Source organism: Streptomyces sp. NPDC043878, from assembly GCF_056435735.1.
In genome coordinates, this window is record NZ_JBWKDW010000016.1 from 200579 (window position 1) to 220915 (window position 20337).

A 20337-nucleotide genomic window follows, 5' to 3' on the forward strand; every position below is an offset into this window, starting at 1 on the left:
GTCCGGCCCCGCCCCCACCGGTACCGCCCCGGCCGTCACCGCCCTGTCCGTCATGGCCTCAGTGTCGGGCACGGCCGGGCTCACTCCCAGCGGAACCAGCGCGTCGCCGCGCCGGACAGCAGCAGCACCCACATCGCGAGCACGCCCAGGTGGGTCCAGCCCGGCCAGTGGCCCGCCGCGGCCCGGTTCAGCGCCTGGGCGGCGGCCCCGAACGGCGTGTACCCGACGATCCGGGCGAGGGTGTCCGGCATGGCCTGCACCGGCAGCCACACGCCCGCGCAGAACATCGACGGGAAGAACACCGCCGACCCGACGGCGCCGGCGATCTTCGTCGTGCGGGACAGCGCCGAGATCAGGGCGCCCAGCGCGAGGGCAACCAGGGCGGCGAGGAGCAGGGCGACGGCGTATCCGAAGGGCTGCCTCGGCAGGCGTACGGCGAAGGCGAGCCGGCCGACCGCGAGGGCGAGCAGCGCCGACGCCACGGCGGCGCCGCCGTACACCAGCATCTGCGCGGACAGCAGGGCGGACGGCCGGACGGGCGTCAGGGACATCCGGCGCAGGATGCCGCGCTCGCGGTAGCCGGTGAGGGTCTGCGGCATCGACTGGAGGCCGCCGACGATCAGGCCGAGCAGGACGGTCACCGGGACGTAGGCGTCGACCGGGCGCAGGCCGCCGAAGGACGGGTCGGGGTCGCGGAAGGAGGGGATGGAACCGAGGATCACCAGCAGGAGGGCGGGGAACAGCAGGATCCAGAAGACTCCGGCGGGTTCACGGCGGAAGAGGCGGATCTCGGTGCGCAGGACGGCGGGGTTCACCAGGGTGCTCATGCCACGGACTCCGTGAGGTCGAGGAACGCGTCGTCGAGGGTGGCGTCACCGACCCGGAGCTGGTGGGCGGTGACGTGGCGCCGGGCGAGGAGGGTGATGACGGCGTTGACCGTCTCGTCGGTGCCGGAGAGCGTGACGCGGCCGTCCCGGTGCTCGACGGAGGCCAGCCCGGGGAGCGCGTTCAGGTCGCGGTCGTCCAGCGGCGCGGACGGGGTGAAGCTGACGACGGTGGAGCCCGCCGCGCGCCGGATCAGACCGGCCGGGGTGTCCAGGGCGGCCACCCGCCCCCGGTCGATCACCGCGATCCGGTCGCACAGCCGCTGCGCCTCCTCCATGAAGTGGGTGACCAGCAGGACGGTGACACCGTTCGCCCTGATGTCCTCGATGAGCTGCCAGGTGTCCCGGCGCGCCCGCGGGTCGAGGCCCGTGGTGAGCTCGTCGAGGACGACGATCCGGGGGTTGCCGACCAGGGCGAGCGCGATGAACAGCCGCTGCTTCTGACCGCCGGACAGCCGGCCGAAGCGGGTGCCGAGGCGGGCGGTGAGGTCCAGGCGCTCGGCCAGCGGACCCCAGTCGGCGGGGTGGGCGTGGAAGGCCGCGTACAGCTCCAGGGCCTCACGCACGGTCAGTTTGTCCTGGAGCTCGCTCTGCTGGAGCTGCGCGCCGAGGACGCGGGCCACTTTCCCGTGGTCGGCGACGGGGTCGAGGCCGGTGACACGGACGCGGCCGGCGTCGGGCACGCGCAGCCCGCCGACGCACTCGACGGTGGTGGTCTTGCCGGCGCCGTTCGGGCCGAGGACGCCGAAGATCTCGCCCTCCTCGACGGAGAAGGAGACGCCGTCGACGACGGCTCGGCCGCCGTAGGACTTGCGCAGGTCGGTCACTTCGATGACGGGCATGGCCCCAGCGTCGCGCCGGGCGGCGGTCCGGCACATCGGCCGACGCGCTCGAAGGGGCATCCACCGATCGGTTGACGCGCGCGTACGACCGGTCGGACGGACGGGTGGCCCTCCCCCTCGAACCCGCAGGTCCTACGACCGGAGGCGGACCCGGGTCCGGCCAAAACTCGGTGGGCGATGTCAGTGTCGATCCGTAGGCTCGGCACTGATGTCCACTACACGTGCAACCGCCGAGGACCGCTCCGCCGTCCGCACCCTGCTGCGCCTGTGGCCGTTCGTCCGGCCGGTGCGGGTGCGGCTGTTCACCGCGGCCGTCGTCGCGATAGTCGCCTCGTGCACCGGGCTGGTCATCCCGCTCGTCCTGAAGTGGATGGTGGACGGGCCGGTCGCCGACGGCGACACCGCGGGCGTGTGGCTGGGGGCGCTGTACCTGCTGCTGCTCGGCTGCGCGGAGGCCCTGCTGTTCGGGCTGCGGCGCTGGCTGGTGGCGCGGCCGCTGTCGCACGTCGAGGCGGAGATGCGGGCCGGGCTGTACGGACACCTGCAACGGCTGCCGATCGCCTTCCACGACCGCTGGGCCTCGGGCCAGTTGCTCTCCCGGGCCACCACCGACCTCATGCTGGTCCGGATGTTCCTCGCCTTCCCCCTGACGTTCCTGCTGGTCAACGCCGTCACGATCCTCGTCGGCGTGATCATCATGCTGCTCCAGAACTGGACGCTCGGGCTGGTGATCCTCGGCCCGGCCGTCCCCGTGATGGTCACCTGCGTGGTCTTCGAGCGGCGGTACGCCGACGTGGCGCGGCGCGCGCAGGACCAGGTGGGGGATCTGACGACGGTCGTCGAGGAGAGCGTGCTCGGCATCCGGATCATCAAGGGCTTCGGGCGGCACCGCAGCCAGGCGCGGGCGTTCGGCGAGCTGTCGCGGACCCTGCGGGGCACGGAGCTGCACAAGGCGAGACTGCTGGCGACGATCTGGGGCGTCATCGTGACGCTGCCGGAGGTGGCGGTCGGCGCGGCGCTGGTCCTGGGGGCCGTGCAGGTGGCCGACGGGGAGCTGTCGGCGGGCACGCTGGTGGCGTTCCTGTCGACCGCGCTGGCCCTGCGCTGGCCCGTGGACTCCATCGGCTTCCTGCTGGCGATGAGCCAGGAGGCGGCGACGGCCACCGAGCGGTACTTCGAGGTGATGGACGCCGAGCCGGAGAACCCGGCGACCACCGCGGACGGTCACCGCCCGGAAGCCGGGGACGGCGGACTGCGCTTCCACGGCGTACGGTTCCGCTACCCCGACGCCCCCGAGGACACGGTCCCCGTCCTGGACCGCGTGGACCTGCACATCCGCCCCGGCGAGTCGATGGCCCTGGTCGGCGCGACCGGCAGCGGCAAGACCACCCTGACCGCGCTCGTCCCCCGGCTGCACGAGGTCACCTCGGGCCGCATCACGCTGGACGGCGCCGACATCACGGCGATGTCCCGCGAGGAGCTGCGCTCCCAGGTGGCCGTCGCCTTCGAGGAACCCACGCTCTTCTCGGCCGCCGTCGGCGAGAACGTCCTGATGGGGGCTGCCGGCGACGCCGGGACAGCGGAGCTGGAGCGGGCGCTGGCCGTCGCGCAGGCCGACTTCGTGCACGCGCTCCCGCAGGGCACGGACACCCAGGTCGGCGAGCAGGGGCTGAGCCTGTCCGGCGGGCAGCGGCAGCGCCTCGCGCTGGCCAGAGCCGTGGTCGGCCGGCCCCGGTTCCTCGTCCTGGACGATCCGCTGTCCGCGCTGGACGTGCACACGGAGGCCGCCGTCGAGGCGGCACTGCGCGAGGTCCTGGCGGACACCACCGCGCTGATCGTGGCGCACCGCCCGTCGACCGTGCTGCTCGCCGACCGGGTGGCCCTGCTGTCCGGCGGCCGGATCGCGGCCGTCGGCACCCATCACGAACTGCTGCGCACCAACGCCGAGTACGCCCACCTGATGGTCGGCACCGAGGAGGACGAGCGATGACGGCGCCCACGACCACCGCAAAGGGCCAGGAGCGGCCCGGCGGGGGACCGTCCGGTGACGGGCCGGCCGGCGCGGAGCACCCGGCGCCCCGGGCGGACGCCTCCGGCGACCTGTTCGACCGGGACGTCCTGCCCACTCCCCCGGGCGCGACGGCCGCGCTGCTGCGCTCCCTGCTCGCGCCGATGAGGGCCCGGGTGGCCGGCACGACCCTCCTGCTGCTGCTCCAGCAGGCGGCGGTGCAGGCCGGCCCGCTGCTGGTGGCGTACGCCATCGACAGCGCGGTGCCCGCCTTCCGGCGCGCCGACCACGGGCCGCTGATCGCGGTGGCCGTGGGCGGTCTGCTGTGCGCGCTGGTCTCCGGCGGACTGCAGTACGCGTTCGTCGTCGCCTCCGCCCGCGTCAACCAGGACGTGCTGCTGGACCTGCGTGGCCGCATCTTCCGGCACGCGCAGGCCCTCAGCCTGGACTTCCACGAGCGCTACACCTCAGGCCGGATCATCTCCCGCTCCACCACCGACGTGGAGTCGCTGCGCGAACTGCTCAGCGAGGGACTGCAGGAACTCATCACGGTCGTCCTGTCCTTCGTCTACGTCTCGGCCCTGCTGCTCTGGCTGGACCTGGGCCTCGGCGCGGTCGCGGTGGCCTCCTTCGTGCCGCTGTACCTGCTCGTGCGGGTCTACCGGCGGCGCGCCGAGCGGGTGTACGCGCAGCGCTCCACCGCCATCGCCTCCGTCATCGTCAAGTTCGTCGAGACGATGAACGGCATCCGGCCGGTGCGCGCGTTCCGCCGCGAGGCCGTCAACGCAGCCGACTTCGGGGTGCTGAACCGGCGGCACGAGCGGACCAACGGCGACGCGCTCCTGGAGATGGCCCGCTATGTCACCGGCTCCCGGCTGGTCGCCAACACGGCCGTCGCGCTGATCGTGCTGTGGGGCGCCCAGCGGGTCGCGGGCGGCTCGCTGGAGCTGGGGGTGCTGGCGGCCGCCGTGCTGTACCTGCGCCGGCTGTACGACCCCATCGACCGGCTCGGCATGTTCCTGAACTCCTACCACTCGGCGGCGGCCTCGCTGGAGAAGATCGCGGGGCTGCTGGCGCAGACGCCGTCCGTGCCCGAGCCGGCCACCCCCCGGCAGTTGCCGCCGCTCGCCTCCGAGCACCCCGGCCGCGAGGTCGCCTTCGACGGCGTCCGGTTCGCCTACCGCACCGGCGGCGAGGTCCTGCCCCGCTTCGACCTGACGATCCCGGCCGGGCAGACGGTCGCCGTCGTCGGCTCCACCGGGGCGGGCAAGTCGACCCTGGCCAAGCTGCTCGCCCGGTTCTACGACGCCTCCGACGGCCGGGTCCTGCTGGACGGCGTCGACCTGCGCGAGCTGTCCGTGCCGGAACTGCGGCGCGGGGTCGTCATGGTGACCCAGGAGGCGTTCCTGTTCTCCGGCACGGTCGCCGAGAACATCGCCATCGGCCGCCCCGACGCCGGCCGCGACGAGATCGAGCAGGCCGCGAAGGCGATCGGCGCGCACGACTTCATCAGCGCGCTGCCCGACGGCTACGACACGGACGTCCGCAAGCGCGGCGGCCGCATCTCCGCGGGGCAGCGCCAACTCGTCGCGTTCGCACGGGCGTTGCTGGCGGATCCGGCGGTGCTGATCCTCGACGAGGCGACCAGCTCCCTCGACATCCCGGGCGAACGGGCCGTGCAGCGCGCGATGTCGACGGTGCTGCGCGGGCGTACCGCGGTCGTGATCGCGCACCGGCTGTCCACCGTCGAGATCGCCGACCGGGTGCTGGTCATGGAACACGGCCGGATCGTCGAGGACGGCACCCCGCACGAACTCGTCGCGGGCACCGGCCGGTTCGCGGACCTGCACCGGGCCTGGCAGGACAGTCTGGCGTGAACCACGCCCTAGGGGGACCTGTTGATCGACGCGTACGAGGACCCCGGCACGCCCGACAGCCGTGGCGGCGCCCGGTATCTGTGGTGGCTGGTGCGCCGGCAGCCCGGCCGCGCCGCCGCCGGGGCGCTGCTGGGCAGCACCTGGATGGTGCTGCTGGCGGCGACGCCGTACCTGATGGCCCGGGCGATCGACGAGGGGCTGGAGCCCGGTGACTCCATGGCGCTCGCCGGCTGGTGCGGGGCGCTGTTCGCGGTGGGCGCGTTCAACGCCTGGCTGAGCATCATGCGGCACCGCACGATGACCCGGGTGCGGATGGACGCCAACTTCCGCACGGTCAAGGTGGTCGTCGGCCAGGCCCTGCGGCTGGGCGCCGCGCTGCCCCGGCAGGTGGGGGCCGGTGAGGTCGTCACGATCGGGGTGGGCGACGTGCAGACGATCAGCCAGGCCCTGACCGTCGTCGGCCCCGGCGTGGGCGCGGTCGTCGCCTACCTGGCGGTCGCCGGACTGCTGGTCGCGCTCTCGCCGGAGCTGGCCGCGGTGGTGCTGCTCGGCATGCCCCTGATCATCGTGGTGGTGGGGCCACTGCTCACCCGGTTGCAGGGCACGGAGACCGAGTACCGGGAGCGGCAGGGCGTGCTGACCGCGCGGATCGCCGACCTCGCGGGCGGACTGCGCGTCCTCAACGGCCTGGGCGGCAAGCGCCTGTTCGCCGACGCCTTCCACCAGGACTCGCAGCGGCTGCGGGCGCAGGGCTACCGGGTCGGGGCGGTGGCCAGCTGGGTCCAGGCCCTCGGGGTGGGCCTGCCGACGCTGTTCCTCGCCGTGGTGACCTGGCTGGCGGCCCGGACGGCCGCCCGGGGGGACATCAGCGTGGGCCAACTGGTGTCGGTGTACGGCTATGTCGCGGTGCTGGTGGGCCCGGTCGCGTTCTGGGTCGAGTGCGGCTACCAGATCAGCCGCGGTCTGGTGGCCGCACGGCGCGTCGTACGGTTCCTGCGGCTGGAGCCGATGCCGGACGGCGGTACGCGCGACGCGCCCGCGGAGCCCGCGGCGCTGCACGACCCGGAGTCCGGGGTGCGGGTGCTGCCGGGGCGGCTGACCGTGCTGGCCGCCGGCCGCCCGGCCGACTGCGCCGCCGTGGTCGACCGGCTCGGCCGGTACGTCCCGACGGAGGCGACCTGGGGCGGGATACGGCTGGACGAGATCGCGCTGCCGCAGCTGCGGGACCGGATCCTGGTCGCCGACCACGAGGCCGACCTCTTCGCGGGCACGCTTCGGGAACTGGTCGGCGGGCGGCTTGACCGGGAACCGGCCGACCTGGCCCGGGCCCTGCACACGGCGGTCGCCGACGACATCGTGCAGGGCCTGCCCGACGGCCTGGACTCGGCGGTCGACGCGCAGGGCCGCAGCCTGTCCGGCGGGCAGCGGCAACGCGTGCGGCTGGTCCGGGCGCTGCTCGCCGACCCGGAGGTGCTGCTCGCCGTCGAGCCGACCTCGGCGCTCGACGCCCACACCGAGGCCCGCGTCGCCGAACGGCTCCAGGCCGCCCGCGAGGGCCGTACGACCCTGGTCACCTCCACCTCGCCGCTGGTCCTGGCCCGCGCCGACACCGTGCACTACCTGGTCGACGGCAAGGTCGCGGCGACCGGCAGCCACCGCGAACTGCTGGACCGCGAGCCGGGCTACCGGGCACTCGTGGCCCGCGACACGGCGGCCGAGGACGCCGTGCGGTGACCCCGCCGCCGGACCGGTCGGCACAGGACGAACCGGGGCGGCCGCCGCCTGTGGACCGGGCGAGGGTCGTGGAGCGGGCGACGGTCGCGGCCACTGCCGCGGCCGACGCGATGGCCGTGACCGCGAGCACGACCGCGACCGTGACCGACAGTGCCGGCACCACCGCAGCCAACGCCAATGCCAATGCCGATGCCACCGCCACCGCCACCGCCACCGCCACCGCCACCGAGGAGACCTTGCGATGAGTCAGCCGACATCCGGCCAACTCCCCGTCGCCGAACCGGCCGACGTCCGGCGGGCCGCCGGGCGACTGCTGCGGGCGGACCGGGGGGCCTTCGCCGCCGTGGTGGGGCTGAACGCGCTGGCGGCGGCCGCCGGGCTGGCGGGGCCCTGGCTGCTCGGACGGATCATCGACGACGTGCGCGCCGGGGGCGGGGTGGCGGCCGTGGACCGGCTCGCGCCGTGGATCCTGCTGTGCGCGCTCGCGCAGTTGCTGCTGGCGCGGTCCGCCCGCTACGTGGGGCACCGGTTCGGGGAGCGGACGCTGGCGCGGGTGCGTGAGGAGTTCGTCGAGCGGACGCTGGCGCTGCCCGCCTCGGTCGTGGAGCGGGCCGGCACCGGCGACCTGACCGCGCGCGGGACCGCCGACGTGGCGACGGTGGGCACCACCCTGCGGGACGCCGGGCCCGAACTGCTCATCAACGGCGCGGAGTTCCTGTTCCTGCTCGGGGTGGTGTTCCTGCTCGACCCGCTGCTCGGCGCCGTCGGGGTGCTGTGTCTGCTGCCGATCTGGTGCGTCCTGCGCTGGTATCTGCGCCGGGCGCGGGACGGCTATCTCGCCGAGGGCGCGGCCACCTCGGACGTCGCCGAGATCCTCGCGGCGACCGCGGCCGGCGCCCGCACCGTCGAGGCGCTGCGGCTGGAGGACCGGCGGGTCGCCGCGAGCCGGGACGCACTGGAGACGTCCCGGCGCACCCGCTTCCACACCCTGTACCTGCGCACGGTGTTCTTCCCGGTGGTGGAGGTGTCCTACCTGGTCCCCGTGGCGGGGGTGCTGCTGATCGGCGGGGCGCTGCACGCGCGGGGCGTGATGAGCCTCGGGTCGGTCGTGGCGGCGGCCCTGTACCTGCGGCAGCTCAGCGAACCCCTCGACCAGGTCCTCATGCGGATCGAGGACCTGCAGAGCAGCGGGGCCTCGTTCGCCCGGGTGGAGGGGCTGGCCCGGGCGCCGCGGGCCACGGCGGACGACGCCCTGGCGCCGGCCGGCGACCGGATCGACGTGACGGGCGTGCGGTACGCCTACGACCGCGGGGGCGAGGTGCTGCACGGCGTGGACCTGACCGTACGGCCCGGGGAGCGGCTCGCGGTGGTGGGGCCGTCCGGTGCCGGGAAGAGCACACTGAGCCGGCTGCTGGCGGGCATCGACGCGCCGAGCGCGGGCACCGTCACGGTGGGCGGGGTGCCAGTGGTCGGCCTCGGTCCGGAGCGGCTGCGCCGGCAGGTCGTACTGGTCACCCAGGAGCACCACGTCTTCCTCGGCTCCGTCCGCGACAACCTGCTGATCGCCGAACCGGCCGCCGCGGACGAGGCGTTGTGGGCCGCCCTGGACGCGGTCGGAGCCTCCGACTGGGTTCGCGAGCTGCCCGAGGGCCTCGACACCCGCCTGGGGGACGGCGGTTGGCGCACGGACGGGCCGCAGGCCCAGCAACTCGCCCTCGCCCGGGTGGTGCTGGCGGACCCGCACACACTGATCCTGGACGAGGCCACCGCCCTGCTCGATCCGACGACCGCGCGTCACACCGAGCGCGCCCTGGCCGCCGTACTCGAAGGCCGTACGGTCATCGCGATCGCGCACCGGCTGCACACCGCGCACGACGCGGACCGGGTCGCGGTGATGGAGGACGGCATGCTGACGGAACTCGGCACGCACGACGAACTGGTGGCTGCGGGCGGGGCGTACGCGGCGCTGTGGCACTCCTGGCACGGGGACCGGCGGGACCCGGCCTGACCCACGCGGCCACGCGATCCGCCGCCTGCCGACCCGCCGATCCGCCGTAGGCCAACGGCTATCGGGTACCAGCCCGACGACCGCCGTAGGCCACCAGCCACCGGCCACCAGCCACGCTGCCGCCGACGGCTGACCCGCCGAGGCCCTCCGGCCCCTCGCCTCGCGGTCGCCCGCACCCCCACGGCTCCGCATATCGAACATGAACTACCGGACAACGGAGGATTTCCGGCCAATCTCCTGACGCGCTCCTGACAGGAAGCGCAATCTCCTGCGACTCTTCCCACGGCCGCCTCACAGCAACCCCACAGCTTCGCCGCTGCGTCGGGTGGCCGCAGCTCACGCACACCTGGTTCCGCGCAACGCCCCGTTCTGCCCGGACGGCTTGTCCGCCGACCGGTCTCCCCTGGTCGCGAGACCCGCGGCCACGCAGAAGGAGTCAGTGTTGAGTAGCAGTTCCTCCCACAGACGCACCTCCCACACCCCCCGCCGGCACACCACGCACCGCCGCGCCGCGGCCGTCGCGCTCGTCGGCGTCTCCGCCCTGATCGCGGCGGCCGTCCAGTCCGGCGCCGCCTCGGCGGCACCGGAACGGGCCCCGTCGGCCGCGGGCAAGGCCCGGCCGGGCGCCGAGTCGGTCCGGCTCACCCCCGCCCAGCGCGCCGCGCTGATACGCAAGGCCGACGCCGGCAAGGCGGACACCGCCAGGGACCTCGGCCTCGGCGCCAAGGAGAAGCTCGTCGTCCGCGACGTCGTCAAGGACGCGGACGGCACCCTGCACACCCGCTACGAGCGCACCTACGCCGGCCTCCCGGTGCTCGGCGGCGACCTGGTCGTCGACACCGCGAAGTCGGGCGCCACCGAAACGGTCCGCAAGGCCACCCGGGCCGCGATCAGGCCGGCCACCACCTCGGCCGCGCTGCCCGCCGCCAAGGCGGAGAAGCAGGCCCTGTCCGCCGCGCGGTCGGCGGGCGCCACCTCGCCGGCCGCCGACCGCGCCCCGCGCAAGGTGATCTGGGCCGGCAGCGGCACGCCGACCCTGGCCTACGAGACAGTCGTCGGCGGCCTCCAGGACGACGGCACGCCCAACGCGCTGCACGTCGTCACCGACGCCGCCACCGGCAAGAAGCTCTACGAGTACCAGGGCATCGAGACCGGCACCGGCAACACCATGTACAGCGGCACGGTCACGCTCGGCACCGCGCAGTCGGGGTCGACGTACAACCTGACCGACACCACGCGCGGCAACCACAAGACGTACAACCTCAACCACGGCACGTCCGGAACCGGCACGCTCTTCTCCGGGCCCGACGACGTGTGGGGCAACGGCAGCGCCTCCAACCTGGAGACGGCCGGCGCGGACGCGCACTACGGTGCCGCGCTGACCTGGGACTACTACAAGAACGTGCAGGGGCGCAGCGGTATCCGCGGGGACGGCGTCGGCGCCTACTCCCGGGTCCACTACGGCAACAACTACGTCAACGCCTTCTGGGACGACAGCTGCTTCTGCATGACCTACGGCGACGGCTCCGGGAACACCCACCCGCTGACCGCCATCGACGTGGCCGGCCACGAGATGACGCACGGCGTCACCTCCAACACCGCGGGCCTCAACTACTCCGGCGAGTCCGGCGGCCTCAACGAGGCCACCTCCGACATCTTCGGCACGGCGGTCGAGTTCTACGCGGCGAACTCCTCCGACGTCGGTGACTACCTCATCGGCGAGGAGATCGACATCAACGGCGACGGCACGCCGCTGCGCTACATGGACAAGCCCAGCAAGGACGGCGCGTCCAAGGACAGCTGGTACTCCGGTATCGGCTCGGTCGACGTGCACTACTCGTCGGGGCCGGCGAACCACTTCTTCTACCTCCTCAGCGAGGGCAGCGGCACCAAGACGATCAACGGTGTCACGTACAACTCGCCCACCTCGGACGGCCTGCCGGTGACCGGCATCGGCCGCGCGAAGGCGGAGAAGATCTGGTTCCGGGCGCTGACCACGAAGTTCACGTCCACGACCAACTACGCGGGCGCCCGCACCGGCACCCTCGCGGCGGCCGGTGAGCTGTACGGCACGACGAGCGCCGAGTACACGGCGGTGCAGAACGCGTGGGCGGGTGTGGCCGTCGGGTCGCGCCCCGGTGGCGGCGGAGGTGGCGGCACCTCCTTCGAGAACACCGCCGACGTATCGATTCCGGACAACGGGGCGGCCGTGACGTCCTCGATCACGGTGTCCGGGCGGACGGGAAACGCGCCGTCGAACCTGGCGGTCGCGGTGGACATCGTGCACACCTGGCGTGGTGACCTCGTCGTCGATCTGGTGGCCCCCGACGGGTCGACGTACCGCCTGAAGAACTTCAGCTCCTCCGACTCGGCGGACAACGTGAACGAGACCTACACGGTCGACGCGTCCTCCGAAGTAGCCAACGGTGTATGGAAGTTGAAGGTCCAGGACCAGGCGGCCCAGGACACCGGCCACATCAACAGCTGGAAGCTCACCTTCCCGTAGACCGCACGGCCCGACGGGCCCCGACAGAGCGCCGTCCCGGTGGTTCGACTCCCCGGGACGGCGCCTTTTCCTTTGCCATGACCATGCCGACATCCGGGTTGACGCTTGACGTCGCCTTTACCGGGGCCGAGCCCGTTTACATTCCCGCAATGTTCACCCGATAGTCGATTTTCGGCCAACATCACTTCGGGGTCATGACATGTACGCGCCCTCAATGTCAGTCTTCCCCCAGCCGCTGCACAGCAACTTCACACCGCTCCGGCGGGCGACCCCACGCCTGCCGGACTCCCCCACAAAGGAGCTTGCGTGAGCCCCCTCTACGCGCGTCACAAGCGCACCACTCTGGCCATCGCCACCGCCGTCGCGGCCGGAGCCCTGCTCACCACCGGACTGACCTCCGGCACCGCAGCCGCCCAGACCCCCGCGGAGTCCACCGGCAAGACCGCCACGCTCGCCGGCGCCCCGGTGCAGCTGTCGGCGGCCGCGCGCACCTCCCTCGTCAGGAAGCAGCAGGCCGCCGCCGCCGAGACGGCCCGGGAGATAGGCCTCGGCGCCAAGGAGAAGCTGGTCGTCAAGGACGTCGTCAAGGACGCCGACGGCGCGGTCCACACCCGCTACGAGCGCACCTACGCGGGCCTCCCGGTGCTCGGCGGCGACCTTGTCGTCCACCAGTCGGCGTCCGGCGCGACCCGCGGTGTCACCAAGGCGGTCAAGGCCAGCGTCAAGGTCGCCTCGGTCAAGCCGCAGGTCACCGCCGCCAAGGCGGAGAAGCAGGCGCTGACCGCGGCGAAGGCCGCCGGTTCCGCGAAGACCAGCGCCGACGCGGCCCCGCGCAAGGTGATCTGGGCCGGCGACGGCAAGCCGACCCTGGCCTACGAGACGGTCGTCGGCGGCCTCCAGGACGACGGCACCCCCAACGAGCTGCACGTCATCACCGACGCCGCCACCGGCAAGAAGCTCTACGAGTACCAGGGCATCGAGACCGGCACCGGCAAGAGCCTCTACTCGGGCTCGGTCAGCCTCAACACGACCCTGTCGGGCTCGACGTACCAGCTGACCGACGGCACCCGCGGCGGCCACAAGACGTACAACAAGTCGCACACCACGAGCTCCTCCGCGGGCACCCTGTTCACCGACGCGGACGACACGTGGGGCACCGGCGCCGCCTCCAGCTCCACCACCGACCAGACCGCGGCCGTCGACGCCGCCTACGGCGCCCAGGTGACCTGGGACTTCTACAAGAACACCTTCGGCCGCAGCGGCATCAAGAACAACGGCGTGGCCGCGTACTCCCGCGTCCACTACGGCAGCGCGTACGTCAACGCGTTCTGGGACGACAGCTGCTTCTGCATGACGTACGGCGACGGCGACGGCAACACCCACCCGCTGACCTCGCTGGACGTGGCCGGCCACGAGATGAGCCACGGTGTCACCTCCAACACCGCGGGCCTGAACTACTCCGGCGAGTCCGGCGGCCTCAACGAGGCCACCTCCGACATCTTCGGCACCGGCGTGGAGTTCTACGCGGCCAACTCCAACGACGTCGGTGACTACCTCATCGGCGAGAAGATCAACATCAACGGCGACGGCACCCCGCTGCGCTACATGGACAAGCCCAGCAAGGACGGCGGCTCGTCGGACTACTGGTCCTCCAGCGTCGGCAACAAGGACGTCCACTACTCCTCGGGCGTCGCGAACCACTTCTTCTACCTGCTGTCCGAGGGCAGCGGCGCGAAGACGATCAACGGGGTGAGCTACAACTCCCCGACCTACAGCGGCACCGCGGTCACCGGCATCGGCCGCGCCAAGGCGCTGCAGATCTGGTACAAGGCGCTGACGACGTACTTCACGTCGACGACCAACTACAAGTCGGCCCGCACCGGCACGCTGAGCGCGGCGTCCGCCCTGTACGGGTCCACCAGCGCCGAGTACAAGGCGGTCGCCGCCGCCTGGACGGCGGTCAACGTCAGCTAGTCACCGACCAGTTGGCAAGGGCGGCCCCCGGAGCGACAGCTGCTCCGGGGGCCGCCCTACCCTTGGGTCCCATGTCCTTCACGTACGCCGACGTCGGCGCGACCCGGGAGGCCGGCTTCTGCCCGCCCGGCTTCCACCGCCTGCACGTGCGCACCCGCATCGGCGAGGGCCAGGAGGTCTTCCGCCGAGCCTCCGAGGCCGTCCTCACCTGGGAGATGCACCGCGCGCTGGGGATGGGCGTCGACACGAGCGCGGACCGGGCCGCCCCGGACGTCGACGTCACCGTCACCCTCGCCGGCATGATCAAGGCACCGTGCCGCGTGGTGTGGACGGTCGAGGAACACCGCCGCGCGGGCTGGGCCTACGGGACGCTTTCCGGCCATCCCGAGAGCGGCGAGGAGTCGTTCGTCGTGGACCGCACGGGCGACGGCACGGTATGGCTGACGATCTCCGCGTTCAGCCGCGCGGCGAAGTGGTACGCCCGGGCAGGCGGCCCGGCGACCCGGGGCCTGCAACAGGCGTACGCCCGACGCTGCGGCACGGCCCTCCGCAGACTCTGCGCCGACCTGAACGACGCCTGACCACCGGCCGCCCGGGGTGACCGGCGGACGGGCGACCGGCCGGTGGACCGGCGACCGAGCGCATCCCCCGCGTCCCCGCCCCGCCCGCGACCGGCGCGCTCGCGGCCGCCGGACAGTGACCTCACGACCGCCGGACGGCGGAGGTCATCCCCGCCGTCCGGCGGAGCCGTCACCGCAGCAACACCCCCGGGGCCTCCCCCGGTTCCTCCGACGGGACCGCCACCAGGCCCAGTTCCGCGCCCGAGGCGAGGAGGCGGTGGGCGGGGAGGATGCGGACCGTGTAGCCGTAGGGGCCCGTGCGGTCGAGGGAGAGCGGGCCCTCGTACAGCCAGCGGCCCTCCGCGTCCAGGCCACCCGCCGGTTTGAGCGGGACCGTGGCCGCGTCGGCGATCCGGTCCTCGGGGTCGACGCGGCCCGAGACCGCCTGGACCTCGACGTCGTCCGGACCGAGGTCGCCGAGCCCCACCCGCACCCGCAGGCCGAGCGTGGTGCCGAGTTCCGCGGTGGTCGTGGCGACGGACGTCTCGACGTGGTCGACGGTCACCGACGGCCAGGCCGCGCGCACCCGGGCCTTCCAGACGGCGAGTTCGCCGGCCGTGCCGGGGTCCATCGAGCGGTGGGCGAGGGCCGCCGGCACGTACAGCCGCTCCACGTACTCGCGGACCATGCGGCCGGCCAGCACCTTGGGTCCGAGCAGGGTGATGGTCTGGCGGACCATCTCGATCCAGCGGTCGGGCAGACCGCCCTGGCCGCGCTCGTAGAAGCGGGGGGTCACCCGCTGTTCGAGGAGGTCGTAGAGCGCGGCGGCCTCGACGTCGTCGCGGTGGTCGGGGTCGGTGCCGGCGCCGTCCGCGGTGGGGATCGCCCAGCCGAAGTCGGGCTGGAACCACTCGTCCCACCAGCCGTCCATGACGGAGAGGTTGAGGCAGCCGTTGAGGGCCGCCTTCATCCCGGAGGTACCGCACGCCTCCAGCGGGCGCAGCGGGTTGTTGAGCCAGATGTCGCAGCCCGGGTACAGCTTCTGCGCCATGGCCATGCCGTAGTCGGGGAGGAAGACGATCCGGTGGCGGACCCGCGGGTCGTCGGCGAACCGGACCAGTTCCTGCACGAGCCGCTTGCCGCCGTCGTCGGCCGGGTGGGCCTTGCCCGCCACGACGATCTGGACCGGCCGCTCGGGGTGCAGCAGCAGGTCCATCAGCCGGTCGCGGTCGCGCAGCATCAGCGTCAGCCGCTTGTACGACGGGACGCGGCGCGCGAAGCCGATGGTGAGGACGTCGGGGTCGAGTACGCCGTCGACCCAGCCCAGCTCGGCCGTGCCGGCGCCGCGCTGGCGCCAGGAGGCCCGCAGCCGCTCCCGCACCTCGGTGACCAGCTGCTCGCGCAGGTTGCGCCGCAGCTCCCAGACGTCCTGGTCGGGGATGTCCGCGACCGCGTCCCAGCGCTCCGAGCCGCCGACGGTCATGGCGTCCTCGGTGCGCTGGGCGCCGATCTGCCGGGCGCCGAGCCGCAGGACCTCCGGCGCGACCCAGGTCGGCGCGTGCACCCCGTTGGTGACGGAGGTGATCGGCACCTCCTCGGCGTCGAAGCCCGGCCAGAGCCCCGCGAACATCTCCCGGCTGACCTGGCCGTGCAGCAGGGACACCCCGTTGGCGCGCTGGGCCAGCCTGAGGCCCATCACAGCCATGTTGAAGAGGTTGGCCTCGCCGCCCGGGTAGGTCTCCATGCCCAGGTTCAGGATGCGGCCGACGTCCATGCGCGGGAGTTCCGCGTCGGTGCCGAAGTGGCGGGCGACGAGCTCGCGGTCGAAGCGGTCGATGCCGGCCGGCACGGGGGTGTGGGTGGTGAAGACGGTGCCGGCGCGTACCGCCTCCAGTCCGGAGTCGAAGTCGAGGCCCTGGTCGCAGAGCTCGGCGATGCGCTCCAGGCCGAGGAATCCGGCGTGTCCCTCGTTGGTGTGGAAGACCTCGGGCGCGGGGTGGCCGGTCAGCCGGCAGTACGTGCGCACCGCCCGTACTCCTCCTATGCCGAGGAGCATCTCCTGGAGCAGCCGGTGCTCGCTGCCGCCGCCGTAGAGCCGGTCGGTCACGCCGCGCTCGCCGAGGTCGTTCTCCTCGACGTCGGAGTCCAGCATCAGCAGCGGGACCCGGCCGACCTGGGCCAGCCAGATCCGGGCGCGCAGCTGCCGGCCCCCGGGCAGCGCCAGGGAGACCTGGGCCGGGCTGCCGTCGGCCTCCTTGAGCAGGGCGACGGGCAGTTCGTTGGGGTCGAGGACGGGATAGTGCTCCTGCTGCCAGCCCTCCCGGGACAGGGTCTGGCGGAAGTAGCCGTGCCGGTACAGCAGCCCGACGCCGATCAGCGGTACGCCGAGGTCGCTGGCCGCCTTCAGATGGTCGCCGGCGAGGATGCCGAGGCCGCCGGAGTACTGGGGCAGGGCGGCGGTGACACCGAACTCGGGCGAGAAGTAGGCGATCGCGGCGGGGAGCCCGGCGGTCTGGGACTGGTACCAGCGGTCGCCGCTGACGTAGTCGTTGAGATCGTCCACGACGGCGTGCAGACGGCGCAGGAAGCGGCGGTCCTCGGCCAGCTCGGCGAGCCGCCGGGTCGGCACGCTGCCCAGCAGCCGTACCGGATCGGCCTCGGAGGCGGCCCAGCGTTCCGGGTCCACGGACTGGAAGAGGTCGCGGGTCTCCGCGTGCCAGGACCAGCGCAGATTGCGGGCCAGGTCGCTGAGTGGCCGGAGGGCTTCGGGGAGCACGGGTCGGACGGTGAATCGACGGATCGCCTTCACTTGCCACCTCTCCAGACGTGCGGAAGAGGACGCACGGCACTGTGCGTCTCGTCGTCAAGCTCGACGGTATAGGTGCGGAGGGCTTCGCAACTACGGCGCATCGCCCGACGGCCTCCGATCAAGACTACGGCGCATCGCCCGACGCTTCCGATCGAGCGGCCGGCGGACGTCCGCGGCGACGGGCGGGGCCCGCGCGGCGGGGAGCGGCGCCGGGCGGCGCCCTGAGAGTTCCGTGAGCCGATTTGGCCGGTTCCTTCCCCTCAGGCCGTCTTGTGGCGCTTCACACCCGCACGAGAGGCTTCCGGTGGTGTACCGGCCGGGCCGGGGGGACTCGGCGGCCCGCGGCCGTCGTACGCCGAGCCGAGGAGGGGAAGACACACCATGGCACGGACGCGAACACGGCGTCTGCGCCGGGCGGGGGGCCTGATCGCGCTGGCCTGTGCCGCGGCGCTTTCGGCCATCACCCTGCCCGCGCACGCCGCGCCGGAGGGGCGGATATCCGGCGCCGGACAGCCCGGTTCCGTCGGCGGAAGTTACCTGGTGACACTGGAGGGGGGAACGCAGGCCCGGTCGGCGGCCGGAAAGCGCGTTGCCGAAGAGTACGGGGCGATAATCAGCCATACCTACGACAGTGCGCTCAACGGCTACGCGGTGCGGGCGAGCGCCCGGCAGGCGCGTCGGCTCGCGGCGGACCCCCGGGTCGCCTCGGTCGCCCAGGACACCCGCGTCGCCCTCGACCGCACGCAGCGCAACCCGCCGTCATGGGGGCTGGACCGCATCGACCAGCCGCGCCTGCCGCTGGACCGGAGCTACGGGCCGCCGGGACCGGCGGGCGCCGGGGTGACGGTGTACGTGATCGACACCGGCATCCGGACCACGCACCGGGACTTCGGCGGCCGGGCGGCCTACGGCTGGGACTTCGTCGACGGAGACAGGACGGCCGGGGACGGCAACGGCCACGGCACGCATGTCGCCGGTACCGTCGCCGGCACCCGCTACGGCGTCGCCAAGAAGGCGAAGGTGGTCGCCGTACGCGTCCTGGACGACGCGGGCGTGGGCACGACCGCGCAGGTCATCGCGGGTGTCGACTGGGTCACCGCGCACGCCCGCAAGCCGGCGGTCGCCAACCTCAGCCTGGGCGGTCCGCACAACGCGCAGCTGGACGCCGCCGTACGCGCCTCCATCGCGTCCGGTGTGACCTACACGGTGGCGGCGGGCAACGACGGGACCGCCGCCGCGCTCCACTCGCCCGCGGACGTGCGGGAGGCGCTCACCGTCGGCGCCACCGACCGGAGGGACGCCAAAGCCCCCTTCTCCAACCAGGGCTCCGCGCTCGACCTGTTCGCCCCGGGCGTGTCGATCACCTCGGCGTCCGCCGCGAGCGACACCGGCCGGGCCACCTGTTCCGGTACGTCGATGGCGGCGCCGCACGCGGCGGGCGCGGCCGCGCTCTACCTGGCCGGCCATCCCACGGCCACCCCCGCACAGGTGTCCAGAGCGCTCGCCGAAGAGGCCGAATCCGGGAGGATATCCGGCCGGGGTCCCGGTTCACCGGACAAACTCCTCCAGGTGCCGGGCTCGTAGGGACAGAGCGCGGGAACCGGCCTCTTCGTCCTGAACGGGGCCGGTCACGGGTGTACACATACACGTGAGTAGTTAGTTACGTGCCGGATTGCTCACCCGAATAGGGTGGGAAGGCTCCCCCCGGTGCGTCCCCCCGGACGCACCACAGGGAACACTTCGCAGGACCCACCTCCCCACAGCCATCCGCCCACCCACGTTGACGCGGACAGGAGCGGTCATGCCCGCCACGCACCACTCGTCACCACCCACGACACCGAGCACCGAAGAACCCCCCGTACGCCCGGTCGACGCCGGACCGCCGGCCCCGGAGAAACCCTCCGCGGGCGACACCGCAGGCATCGGGCGCATTCCCGTCCTGGACGTCCACCCCGTCGTCCAGCACGGCCACCGGCCGGCCAAGGCCGTGGCCGGCGAGACGTTCGAGGTCTCGGCGACCGTGTTCCGCGAGGGACACGACGCCGTCGCCGCCAACGTCGTCCTGACCGACCCCAGGGGACGGACCGGCCCCTGGACCCCCATGCGGGAACTGGCCCCGGGCACCGACCGCTGGGGTGCCACCGTCACCGTCGACGGTCCGGGCCGCTGGACCTACCACGTGGAGGCCTGGGGCGACCCGGTGACCACCTGGCGCCACCACGCGCAGATCAAGATCCCGGCGGGCCAGGACACGGACCTGGTCCTGGAGGAGGGCGCGCGGCTGTACGAGCGGGCGGCCTCCGGCGTCCCCGCCGGGGGAGCCGGGCGGACGGTCCTCCTCACCGCCGTCGACGCCCTGCGGGACGAGGCCCGTCCCACCGCCTCCCGGCTGGCGGCGGCGTTGACGCCGGAGGTGGACGCGGTACTGGCCCGCCATCCGCTGCGTGAGCACGTCAGTGCGTCGGCGCCGCGGGAGTTGCTGGTGGAGCGGGAGCGGGCGCTGTACGGCGCCTGGTACGAGTTCTTCCCGCGCTCGGAGGGCACCGCGGAGCAGCCGCACGGCACGTTCCGTACCGCGGCGCGCAGGCTGCCGGCGATCGCGGGGATGGGTTTCGACGTCGTGTACCTGCCGCCGATCCACCCGATCGGCACCACGTTCCGCAAGGGCCGCAACAACACTCTGTCGGCGTCGGCGGAGGATGTCGGGGTGCCGTGGGCGATCGGCTCGCCGGAGGGCGGCCACGATGCCGTCCACCCGCGGCTGGGCACCATCGAGGACTTCGACTGGTTCGTGGGGCGGGCCCGCGGGCTGGGGCTTGAGATCGCCCTGGACTTCGCGCTGCAGTGCTCGCCCGACCATCCGTGGGTGCACAAGCACCCGGAGTGGTTCCACCACCGGGCCGACGGCACGATCGCCTACGCGGAGAACCCGCCGAAGAAGTACCAGGACATCTACCCCATCGCCTTCGACGCCGACCTGGACGGGCTGGTCGCGGAGAGCGTGCGGGTGCTGCGGTACTGGATGGACCACGGGGTGCGGATCTTCCGGGTCGACAACCCGCACACCAAGCCGGTGGTGTTCTGGGAGCGGGTCATCGCCGAGATCAACGGCGCCGACCCGGACGTCATCTTCCT

At 73.1% G+C, this 20337-nt stretch carries 13 protein-coding genes; 10 read left to right on the forward strand and 3 right to left on the reverse strand.

Annotation, left to right across the window (positions count from 1 at the left end):
- Positions 1–80: 80 nt before the first annotated feature.
- The gene (locus AC07AZ_RS23125) at positions 81–815 is read right to left on the reverse strand and encodes an ABC transporter permease (RefSeq protein ID WP_478850671.1); all 735 of its coding nucleotides are present in this window, start codon (positions 813–815) and stop codon (positions 81–83) included.
- Between the two features lie 8 nt (positions 816–823).
- On the reverse strand, positions 824–1726 hold the full coding sequence (locus AC07AZ_RS23130) for an ABC transporter ATP-binding protein (protein WP_478850631.1): 903 nt from the start codon (positions 1724–1726) through the stop codon (positions 824–826).
- A gap of 208 nt (positions 1727–1934) precedes the next feature.
- On the opposite strand from AC07AZ_RS23130, the gene AC07AZ_RS23135 reads away from it, so the two are divergent.
- The 8 genes from AC07AZ_RS23135 to AC07AZ_RS23170 all read left to right on the forward strand — a co-directional run bounded on the left by AC07AZ_RS23135 (position 1935) and on the right by AC07AZ_RS23170 (position 14414).
- Complete coding sequence (locus tag AC07AZ_RS23135) at positions 1935–3716, forward strand: ABC transporter ATP-binding protein (RefSeq protein ID WP_478850633.1); 1782 nt, start codon at positions 1935–1937, stop codon at positions 3714–3716.
- On the forward strand, positions 3713–5611 hold the full coding sequence (locus tag AC07AZ_RS23140) for an ABC transporter ATP-binding protein (RefSeq protein WP_478850636.1): 1899 nt from the start codon (positions 3713–3715) through the stop codon (positions 5609–5611). The genes AC07AZ_RS23135 and AC07AZ_RS23140 overlap by 4 nt, the downstream gene beginning before the upstream one ends.
- 21 nt (positions 5612–5632) lie before the next feature.
- Entirely contained in the window at positions 5633–7345 is a 1713-nt protein-coding gene (locus tag AC07AZ_RS23145) for an ABC transporter ATP-binding protein (protein ID WP_478850638.1), read from the forward strand.
- A gap of 68 nt (positions 7346–7413) precedes the next feature.
- Complete coding sequence (locus AC07AZ_RS23150) at positions 7414–7590, forward strand: hypothetical protein (RefSeq protein ID WP_478850640.1); 177 nt, start codon at positions 7414–7416, stop codon at positions 7588–7590.
- Positions 7587–9353 (forward strand): ABC transporter ATP-binding protein, encoded by a 1767-nt coding sequence (locus tag AC07AZ_RS23155; RefSeq protein ID WP_478850642.1) that lies wholly within the window; start codon positions 7587–7589, stop codon positions 9351–9353. Before AC07AZ_RS23150 ends, AC07AZ_RS23155 begins: the two co-directional genes overlap by 4 nt.
- A gap of 442 nt (positions 9354–9795) precedes the next feature.
- A complete protein-coding gene (locus AC07AZ_RS23160; protein WP_478850644.1) occupies positions 9796–11859 on the forward strand; it encodes a M4 family metallopeptidase in 2064 nt (687 codons plus the stop codon).
- 306 nt (positions 11860–12165) lie between these two features.
- Positions 12166–13833, forward strand: a complete 1668-nt coding sequence (locus tag AC07AZ_RS23165; RefSeq protein WP_478850646.1) for a M4 family metallopeptidase — start codon at positions 12166–12168, stop codon at positions 13831–13833.
- 71 nt (positions 13834–13904) lie between these two features.
- Positions 13905–14414, forward strand: a complete 510-nt coding sequence (locus tag AC07AZ_RS23170; protein WP_478850648.1) for a DUF1990 family protein — start codon at positions 13905–13907, stop codon at positions 14412–14414.
- 169 nt (positions 14415–14583) lie between these two features.
- On the opposite strand, the gene AC07AZ_RS23175 is transcribed toward AC07AZ_RS23170, so the two are convergent.
- Positions 14584–17202, reverse strand: coding sequence for a glycosyltransferase family 1 protein (locus AC07AZ_RS23175; RefSeq protein ID WP_478850650.1), 2619 nt, complete (start codon positions 17200–17202; stop codon positions 14584–14586).
- Between the two features lie 381 nt (positions 17203–17583).
- Between AC07AZ_RS23175 and AC07AZ_RS23180 the strand changes: the two genes are divergently transcribed.
- Both AC07AZ_RS23180 and AC07AZ_RS23185 read left to right on the forward strand, forming a co-directional pair.
- Complete coding sequence (locus AC07AZ_RS23180; RefSeq protein WP_478850652.1) at positions 17584–18786, forward strand: S8 family peptidase; 1203 nt, start codon at positions 17584–17586, stop codon at positions 18784–18786.
- A 217-nt stretch (positions 18787–19003) separates the two neighbouring features.
- A partial coding sequence (locus AC07AZ_RS23185) for a maltotransferase domain-containing protein (protein WP_478850654.1) occupies positions 19004–20337 on the forward strand: 1334 nt, incomplete at its 3' end.